The organism is Planctopirus sp. SH287 (assembly GCF_056500625.1).
The window spans coordinates 2,201,883-2,210,689 of record NZ_CM151403.1 but is presented as its reverse complement, the minus strand read 5'-3'; the positions used below and the strand labels follow the sequence as shown (position 1 = coordinate 2,210,689).

At 53.0% G+C, this 8,807-nt stretch carries 9 protein-coding genes; 5 read left to right on the top strand and 4 right to left on the bottom strand.

The features are described 5' to 3' along the window. Positions 1-135: 135 nt before the first annotated feature. Entirely contained in the window at positions 136-1,179 is a 1,044-nt protein-coding gene (gene hemB / locus SH287x_RS08465) for a porphobilinogen synthase (protein WP_479518263.1), read from the bottom strand. A 286-nt stretch (positions 1,180-1,465) separates the two neighbouring features. Between hemB and SH287x_RS08460 the strand changes: the two genes are divergently transcribed. The 5 genes from SH287x_RS08460 (at position 1,466) to SH287x_RS08440 (ending at position 5,865) form a co-directional block, all read left to right on the top strand. Continuing rightward, positions 1,466-1,720, top strand: coding sequence for a zinc ribbon domain-containing protein (locus SH287x_RS08460; RefSeq protein WP_479518262.1), 255 nt, complete (start codon positions 1,466-1,468; stop codon positions 1,718-1,720). Between the two features lie 72 nt (positions 1,721-1,792). After that, positions 1,793-2,731 (top strand): EboA domain-containing protein, encoded by a 939-nt coding sequence (locus SH287x_RS08455; protein ID WP_479518261.1) that lies wholly within the window; start codon positions 1,793-1,795, stop codon positions 2,729-2,731. A gap of 92 nt (positions 2,732-2,823) precedes the next feature. Continuing rightward, positions 2,824-3,735, top strand: coding sequence for a TatD family hydrolase (locus tag SH287x_RS08450; RefSeq protein WP_479518259.1), 912 nt, complete (start codon positions 2,824-2,826; stop codon positions 3,733-3,735). A 601-nt stretch (positions 3,736-4,336) separates the two neighbouring features. Further along, a complete protein-coding gene (locus SH287x_RS08445; RefSeq protein WP_479518258.1) occupies positions 4,337-4,672 on the top strand; it encodes an STAS domain-containing protein in 336 nt (111 codons plus the stop codon). 77 nt (positions 4,673-4,749) lie between these two features. Continuing rightward, the gene (locus SH287x_RS08440; protein ID WP_479518257.1) at positions 4,750-5,865 is read left to right on the top strand and encodes a serine hydrolase domain-containing protein; all 1,116 of its coding nucleotides are present in this window, start codon (positions 4,750-4,752) and stop codon (positions 5,863-5,865) included. Between the two features lie 55 nt (positions 5,866-5,920). Here SH287x_RS08440 and SH287x_RS08435 read toward each other — a convergent pair whose 3' ends face one another. The 3 genes from SH287x_RS08435 to SH287x_RS08425 all read right to left on the bottom strand — a co-directional run bounded on the left by SH287x_RS08435 (position 5,921) and on the right by SH287x_RS08425 (position 8,390). Then, positions 5,921-6,451 (bottom strand): TlpA family protein disulfide reductase, encoded by a 531-nt coding sequence (locus tag SH287x_RS08435; RefSeq protein WP_479518256.1) that lies wholly within the window; start codon positions 6,449-6,451, stop codon positions 5,921-5,923. A gap of 122 nt (positions 6,452-6,573) precedes the next feature. After that, positions 6,574-7,047: a c-type cytochrome domain-containing protein gene (locus SH287x_RS08430; protein ID WP_479518255.1), complete on the bottom strand. Its 474-nt coding sequence runs from the start codon at positions 7,045-7,047 to the stop codon at positions 6,574-6,576. A 362-nt stretch (positions 7,048-7,409) separates the two neighbouring features. Then, positions 7,410-8,390 (bottom strand): hypothetical protein, encoded by a 981-nt coding sequence (locus SH287x_RS08425; RefSeq protein ID WP_479518254.1) that lies wholly within the window; start codon positions 8,388-8,390, stop codon positions 7,410-7,412. Between the last annotated feature and the right edge of the window lie 417 nt (positions 8,391-8,807).

The window sequence follows — 8,807 nt, the reverse complement described above, 5'->3', positions numbered from 1 at the left end:
GTGCAAAGTCCGACATCGGAAGACGTTTCAGGGCCATGCCCCAAAATAAAGCCGTGGCATGCCCGTAAGGATCCGCGTCAAACAACTTGACGACAATCAGGTTATGTGACTTTGAGGTGTCTGGGCCTGGGCGATCTATTGTGACTTAAGAGACTTGGCGGCTTCTACGGCGAAGTAGGTCAGGATGCCATCCGCACCGGCCCGGCGGAACGCCAGCAGGCTTTCCAGAATCACTTTCTCCCGATCCAGCCAGCCGCGTTCGGCGGCTCCCGCGATCATTGCGTATTCACCGCTCACCTGATAAGCGAACGTCGGGACGCCAAAGGTCGACTTAACACGCTGGATGATATCCAGATAGGGCATGCCCGGCTTAATCATGATCATGTCCGCTCCTTCCGCCAGATCGAGCGAGACTTCTCTTAATGCTTCATCAGAGTTGGCGGGATCCATCTGGTAGGTCTTTTTATCACCTGATCCCAATTGAGCCGATGAGCCGACGGCTTCTCGAAATGGCCCATAAAATGCCGACGCATATTTAGCCGCATAAGAAAGGATCTGAACGTTGGTATGACCAGCGGCATCGAGCGCCCGGCGGATCGCGCCAATGCGGCCATCCATCATGTCTGACGGGGCAATCACATCACACCCCGCGTCGGCTTGAACAACCGCCTGACGACAGAGCATGTCAATGGTTTCATCGTTGACAATCACGCCATCGCGAAGCAGGCCATCCTGCCCGTGGGATGTATAGGGGTCGAGAGCGACGTCGCAAATAATTCCCATGGGAATCTTAGCCTCTTTGATCGCTCTTACCGTGCGACAAACGAGATTTTGCGGATTGACAGCTTCTGTGCCATCGGGATTTTTCAGGCTGCTTTCCGTGACAGGAAAGATGGCCACTGCGGAAATCCCCAGTGAAGCGGCTTCTTCCAGAGCGGGTAACAGCAGATCAATCGACTTTCGCGAAACCCCTGGCATGCTGGCGATCGGTTGTTCCTGCTGGATGCCGTCGATCACGAACACTGGCCAGATCAGATTGGAACAATGCAGATGATTTTCCTGCACCATAGCCCGCGACCAGGCTGTCTGCCGGTTGCGCCTCATTCGCACTTGAGGGAACATGCCTGTGGGAATCTGGCCCTGGGAGCCCGAAGAAAAGGTTGAATGGGCAAACAGCATGGGGCCAATCCTGCGAGGTGTGATCATTGTTCCGAAGAGGAGGGAGGTCAGGAAGGTTTGCCCTGTGACCTTTCATCGTGTTGTCCATTAAAGAGGAGCGGAACCTGCTCGTGCAACTGCGTAAGGCTTGCTCCCTCTTTGACCGGCGGGGTATTCTGAACTTTGGAGTGATCTCTCGTACAAAACCATCGTTGTTACGCCAGCGATATGACTTCAGTTAATCCTGCCAACCACCGTTGGGACAATGACCTGCCTTCATCACTGAGCGTCCCCGGAAATCAATACCATGATCAACTACGATTATTTCTGCCCGGCCAACAACACGACAGTATCCATTGCTCACGGCATCAAGGAACGAGTGAACACCTGGGGGGAGTTGTGTGAGAAAGCCGCTCTCAGTGTGGGAGATACGCCGCTTGAAACCCCCGTGGAGCGATTGATTTCCGGCGGCTTACTGGCCTCGGTTGTCGGAAGTGGCGGGACGCTTCCTGTGATGACTGGTTGCTGCGGCAACCCCTCGGGATGTGGCCGACATGGCTGAGTTGACGTTCTCCCTGTGACAGCTTTCACCATTGATCTGCATCTGATAAGAACCTGCCGCTGAGAACTTGCCATGTTGTCATCCTCCACGTCACCCCACACCGCACTTTCAATCCCTACGACAGATATTCCGGATGCAGCCAGACATCCAAAGATCTCAGATCTTCTGGAAAGCTGGTTGCAACCCCGATTGGACTCCAGTGCCTGGGAATGGTTGACTGCTCAACGAGACAAAGTTGCTGCGGGTGATAAAAAAGGGCTGTTCCTTTCCTTTGGTCTGGTTCCACGAAAGACGGGCAAGTTTGACTTGAACTTAAGTTCTCAGGAATTGACCGAAGCGGGCATTGTGCGTCCCGGCTGGAATCCTCACGACTGGAGTATTGATCAAGCCGCCAGAATTTTTCTGTTGCTGGCTTGGCCAAATGCCGTGGCTGAAGATCTGGGGACGATCCTTGACCCGCTGTTCAATGCCGGCGAAGTCCGGGAACTGGTCGCACTATTCAGTGCCTTGCCACTTCTCCCGTATCCCGTGGCCCATCAGGCGCGGTGCGAGGACGGGATTCGTTCAAACATCCGGGCTGTCCTGCTGGCAATTGCCTACGATAATCCTTATCCGGCGGAAGAATTGTCCGATAACTCCTGGAACCAGCTGGTACTCAAAGTTCTGTTCAATGACATTTCTTTAAGTGGTCTGGTGGGTGTTGATCGACGCAATAATGCGGCCCTGGTTGAGATGCTGTTGGACTTTTCGGAAGAGCGGCAAGCGGCTGGTCGACCAGTCCCTCTCGATTTATGGCGCCCCATCGGAAACTGTTTGTCAGATCGTGCCCGGCTCAAGCTGGAAGCCTTACTGGCCGGAAGCGACGCTTATCCTCAAAAGGCGGCTTATCTTGCTTTAAGAAGAGCCGATGATGAGTCGTCACGAGCGCTGGCGGCCCGGTATCCGGATCTGGAACAGCAGGTGCAATCGGGGGCTGTCTCCTGGGAAAAACTGGTTCCCCGCTCAGCCTGACTCAAAAGGTCAGTGCCTCCCACTTTCTGAATCTCTGATCGCAACCTCTCTGGTGACAGGTAACGGGCCTGTAAAACGCGAAAGTCAAAATCATGGCCTTCATTGATCCGCATATTCATATGGTTTCCCGGACGACGTCTGATTACGAAGCGATGGCCGCTGCCGGGGTGGTGGCTGTGATTGAACCTGCGTTCTGGCAAGGGCAGCCTCGAACGACGGCGGGGTCATTTCAAGATTACTTTGCAACACTGGTGGGCTTCGAGCGGTTTCGTGCTTCCCAGTTTGGAATCCGCCACTACTGCACGATTGGTCTCAATTCCAAAGAGGCCAATAACGAACGGCTAGCCGATGAAGTCATGGAGATGCTCCCTCTTTATCTGACCAAAGAGGGAGTCGTTGCGGTGGGCGAAATTGGCTTTGATGATCAGACAGCACTGGAAGAGAAGTACCTCCGGCTGCAACTGGAACTGGCCGTCGAAGCCGATCTGCCAGTCCTCATTCACACGCCTCACCGGAATAAAAAACGCGGGACTTACCGGACGATGGATATCATCGAAGATCTGGGAATTTCCCCTCATCGGGTGGTGATTGACCATAACAATGAAGAGACCTGCAAAGAGGTTCTCGACCGTGGCTACTGGTGTGCTTTCACAATCTATCCCCGTACAAAAATGGGGAATGAGCGAATGGTCGAGATTGTCAAACAGTACGGCACTGATCGCGTGATTGTCGATTCGTCTGCCGACTGGGGAGTGTCCGATGCCCTGGCTGTTCCCAAGACTGCCAAGCTGATGGAAAGTGCGGGGATTGTGCCGGAGCAGATCGCTGTTGTGACATACAAAAACGCGCTGGCCGCTTATTCACCCAGCGGGCAGTTTTGTGAATCGGATTGGCTGAGTCCAGAACCTGTGGATCAGCGGACGCTTTTTCAAGGAAACAGTGTTTTGAGAGGTGGCCAGACACCGCGAATTGATGAGCCGAATGATGATCACATTATTCGATAGTGGTGTGCTTCACTGCCTTGAGTTGATAAAGGGCTCGTCTAAGGGTTACTCATCCTCAGGTTTGTTGGCCAGTTCTCTGCACGTGCTTAACCGGCAGAGCAGGTGTGAAGTTCCGCTCGTGTCGCTCTTTCGCAAGAAGCCACTGATCAAGTTGGCTTCCCGGAATAATGAATATGAATTTTTGAGAGATTCCGTTGGAGTTTTTCTTCATGGTTGGTAGTATCACTCCTCAGGCAGGTCGAGTGACAACATTCTTACCATTATCCCATCTGTACGCCCGACCGTCATTTTTTTGACTCACCTGCCCATTCTTTCCTCTTTCGCCTGGTTTTGGCGATCATCTGAGGTTCCTGGTTCCCTCTCTCATGAGGTGAGTCGTTTTCGATTCTCATCGATCTTCTTGTGAGCCACAATTCCGTATTTTAAGCAGCGTCTCCTCGTTTGATGCCTGATATTCTGATGCGAGAGCCTGCAACAAGGTTTCTCTCTGGAGAGATCCTTGAAGCTGAATTGGCTCCTGCGTGTTGAGGTCGCTTGTCATCTTTGTTGACCCTTCTGGTGAGATTCATCAGACTCTCACAGATCAGAGGAGTTAACGGAAATGGCTGAGACGTATACCTCATTTGCAGTTTATCGCGAAGGCCCGCTCACCGTCATTGGGTTTGGCTCCCAACGCCCCGACCGGATTGACTTGGGGGTTTGCCGTGATGAACTGACAGCGTTACTTCAACGTACCCATTGTCAGTCACTGGCCGTTGATTTGACCAAAGTTCGGTTTGTCCCCAGTGGAATGCTGGGATTGCTCGCGACAATCCCCAAGCTGGGAGTCGAGCTGATGGTCTTTAACCCGGCCCAGGATATTCGTGATGTCCTTGAAATCACGAAGCTGGATAGCATCATGCGAATTGAGACCGTGGCCATTGCCGGTGTTCAATAAGGTCGTCTCCCGGATGATCTTCAGATGAATGCTGAGGTTCTGGCGCGTCGCCTTCACAACTTTCAAGGAGGAATCTCATGGCGGTCTCTTCGCAGGAAGCCTGGGTTCAAGCGATTCAACTTGCCGCTGCGTGGGCTGATGCTGAAGGTGTCACGGTGTCGTTCGCCTGCGGATCACCTCGCCGGCAGTTCGCTCCGCAACATCTGGGGCCTGAGTTGAAGCGACTGGGGATCGCGCTTCTCGAAGGGGAGCCTGCTTATCTGGTCGCATCAGTGACCAAGCCTGTGGTGGCATTGGCCATTTTGTCGCTTGTCGAATCTGGCGAATTGCTCCTCAATGACCGGGTGACCCGCTTTTTTCCAGAATTTGGGCGTGAACAGAAACATGGCGTGGAGATCCGTCATCTGCTGACTCATACCTCGGGATTGCCGGATCTTCCCGCTAATAATGTGGAGTTACGCCAGGCTCATGTGGGATTGCAGGCCTTTGTGGAAGCCGCTGAGAAGTCTTCTCTCAGCTTTGCTCCCGGCCGAAGTGTGCAGTATCAGTCCCTTGGTTTTGCCGTCTTGGGGGGAATTATCGAGAAGGTGACGTCTCTTTCACAAGGGGAATTCATCCGCAAGACGTTATTCGACCCTGCCCGGATGATGGAGTCTTCTCTCGGCTCTGGAACCGAACAAGCAACCCGCCGGATAGAGCGCCGCCAGACCTTTGTACAAGTTCCAGAAGATCAGATTGGCGGCGATGACTGGAACTGGAACAGCGTCTGGTGGAGAACACTGGGAGCCCCCTGGGGTGGCATGGTCACCACCACGTCTGATCTCGTGAAACTGTTACAGGCCGTACTGGGGTTGGGAAAAGGAATCACGTTCCCTTTTCCGTCTCAGCCCAGTGTCGAGCAGTCTTTTCAGAATCAACTGACAGGGATGGCAGAATTGGGCGAAATCGAGCGGCGGACTCGCGCCTGGGGCTATGGCTGGCGCTGGAACTGGCGGCAGCATGCGTCACCGTTATGTGAATTGCTCCCCGAAACGACCTGCGGCCATTGGGGAGCAACGGGAACACTTTGCTGGATTGAACCTCAAAGCGGAGCATATGCCGTGATTCTGTCGACCCAGCCTGCAGATCGCTCACGACGGATGATCTCTCGCTTGTCGAATCTTCTGGCAAAAGCCGCACTGGCCCAGGACTGAGTGTTGTTATTGAACTGATCAGAGCCTGTAGCTGATTCAATGAGAGTTGTCAGTTCTATTTGAGAAGCCTTTTCACGACCTGTTCGACACGGTCATGTGTCGCTGGAGTTTCTTCTGAGCTGGAAATCCTTGCTGCGAGTTTTCCATCACGTCCATAAACCAGATAGTGGGGCAGAGCCGCGTTCGTGATTCCAAAAATGTCGGCACCATCGTCACTCAATGAATGAGCACTGATCAGGTGAGTCGCCTTGCCTCCCTTTTCAGACAGAAACCGAGTCACTTTGGCCGGGACTTTCTTGCCATCAAGGTCATCAAAGTTCATGGTGACTAAAACCAGACCGTCAGCCGCATGCGCCTCAGCCAGGGCCACCGATTGTGGGAACTGTTTGAGACATGGGACGCACCAGGTGGCCCAGCAATCGACGACAACGATTTTGCCCTTCTGAGAGGCAATCACACGGTCAAAGGCTGCCTTATCAACCACATTCACCGTCGCATCGCTTGCCTGGGAATCGGAGAAATTCCACAGGCAGGCAATAATGAGGCTAACACTGAGCAGGCAGTAAGACGCGAAAGCTCTGGACATTGAAATCCTCCATGAGAAAAAGAGTCTGTGGTGAGCACATATCATGGCGTCCCCATGGGCGTTCTCATAGTCCAATCCTGTCGAAGAACGGGCCAGGGACTTATGCAAGAATGATGCCTTCGCTATGGAAGATTGTTGAGTTTTTCAGGCCATTCGGCTCCATCGGTCACCCATTTTCTCAACTGTTTCTTCGCGGCATCGGGAAGATGCTTTCCATCGGGGGGCATCACGATATCCGAATCTTTCCCTTCGACATATTGAATCAGCCGGCTCTCATCGGGTTGATTGGCAATAACGACTGGCCCACCGTCTCCACCATTAAGAAACAGATCACGCTGGTCGAGCCTTAACCCGGAATCCTGTCGTTCGCTCCCGTGACAACGAACACAGTTTTTCCGGAGGATGGGAGCGATCTCTTTTTCAAAGAGAGATTTTTTGGGTGGGGGCGGGACAAGATCGTCGGCGAGTAACTGTTGATAGAAGAAATGCCCGAAGAAGAATCCAGCGACATCCCAAGTTGGCTTTCTGGAATATTCTGGCTGCTGACCAGGAACTCCGAATCCCGAGAGCAATAATCCTCCTGCCAGTACTCCCATGCCCAGGCAACGATTTCTGAGTCGGTGAGCTATGAAGAACATCTGTCGCACGCTGACCTTATACGGATCCCAGATTTTAACGGCGCGTTGTGAGGTCTGCTTGCGGATTTTAGCAAGCAGGCTTCACGCATCTCTCAATGAGTGTGTCATACGAATCGCAACTTGAAATAGCGAGTTGATGATCTCAAAACATACTTGCCCAAAGTTGCAAGCATAGCACAAAGAGTGCTCTTTCAAATTGAAATGCGTATGACTTCGAGGCAATCGATGATGGTTTTCACTGCTCCAGATTACAAAGGATAAAGCCACGGCAACCGATGAAGGAAGGCCGTGGCTTTTGAGGAGATTCTGGGTAATCGTGACTATTCTTTTGCGGCAGCGCGAACGCCGCGAACCCCTGTTTTTGTCGGTTGAGAAGGGTTGTTTTCCATCTTTTCGCGGGCGGCAGACAGCAACGACTGAGCCTGCATCAGGTCATTGCGAGTGAAGACTGGGTAATCGTTGTAGCCTTGACCTGCGCGATTCATTTCAGCCGCCAGTTGGGCAAAGGTCATGCGATTGGTCAAGTGCCAGGCTGCTGCTTGAGCTGCCTGCTGATTCACTTGCGGGCTTGGGACATAAGTCAGCAGCTCGCGGAGCATGGGGTCTGATGAAAATTTTTCAACGGGGATCAGTGTGTATTTGCTGCTGGGGGCCGGCTCACGTTTTCCATGTTCCAGGCAAACGGTTTTCAGGGGAACCAGAGCAATTTTTTCGGCAGGAATTGAGAAGATGTTTCCACCACCCATACCGCCACCGCCCATGCCTCCCATGCCGCCACCCATACCGCCTTGCTGACCGCCAAACCCACCGCCACCGGCTTGTTGGCCACCGCCACCCATGCCGCCTTGCTGGCCACCCATGCCGCCGCCACCCATGCCTCCACCGCCGCCAAATCCACCGCCACCGCCAAACTGTGAGTGAATGCTCACCATGACAACAGCGTTGGGAACTTTGACATTCAGCGGCTCATTCCCATTGTTTTCAATGAGAACATTGGCGCCTTTCGAGTCAAAAGGGATGACGCGAACGCCAATTTCACCGGTTTCCATGGCTTCAAAGAGTTCGACTTCTCTTGCCGAGGGATCGTAAGTCAACTTGGTGATCGGGCGTTTGGTGACTTTTTTCGCTTTGACAGGCTTGTTTTTGCCGGGAACTTCATCAGCAACGGATTCAGGGGCAGAAACAGATGCGGCCCGTTCTGGAGTCGCCTTTTCTTCACCGAAACTCACTCCGGTCATCAGGCCTGCCGCAATAAAAAATGCGAGACAGGCACCAGTCAGCTTCGGAAATTGGCAATACATAATCATGTTCCAGAAGACTACGCGGCCTCGTGGTCGAGCACTGAAGATCGCAGGACAGAGATCAACGAGATAGGGAGACAGCAAGATAACGGTCAATTTGCACTTACAGACTACAGGGCCAAGCGACGGCTTCGCAAGAAAAACTTGCCTAAGCTGCCGGAAATCCATGATGGTCAGCCGGTGCTGCTCAATTGTTCGTCAAAACCGACGTGTTCGCTCTGCTTGATCGGATGTCTCATGATCATCACGCGATGTTCTTCAGGGGAAACTCGTGAGAAACTGCCGTTCAAGCCAAGTTTCCCCCTGCGATTTGGAGCATTCGGCACAGCCAGAACGAGGTTGAGCCGGATCACTGATCTCTTGATTACGATTAAAACTTAGCGGAAGTTTGCCAGTCGCATTCCGATGATCGAGGTC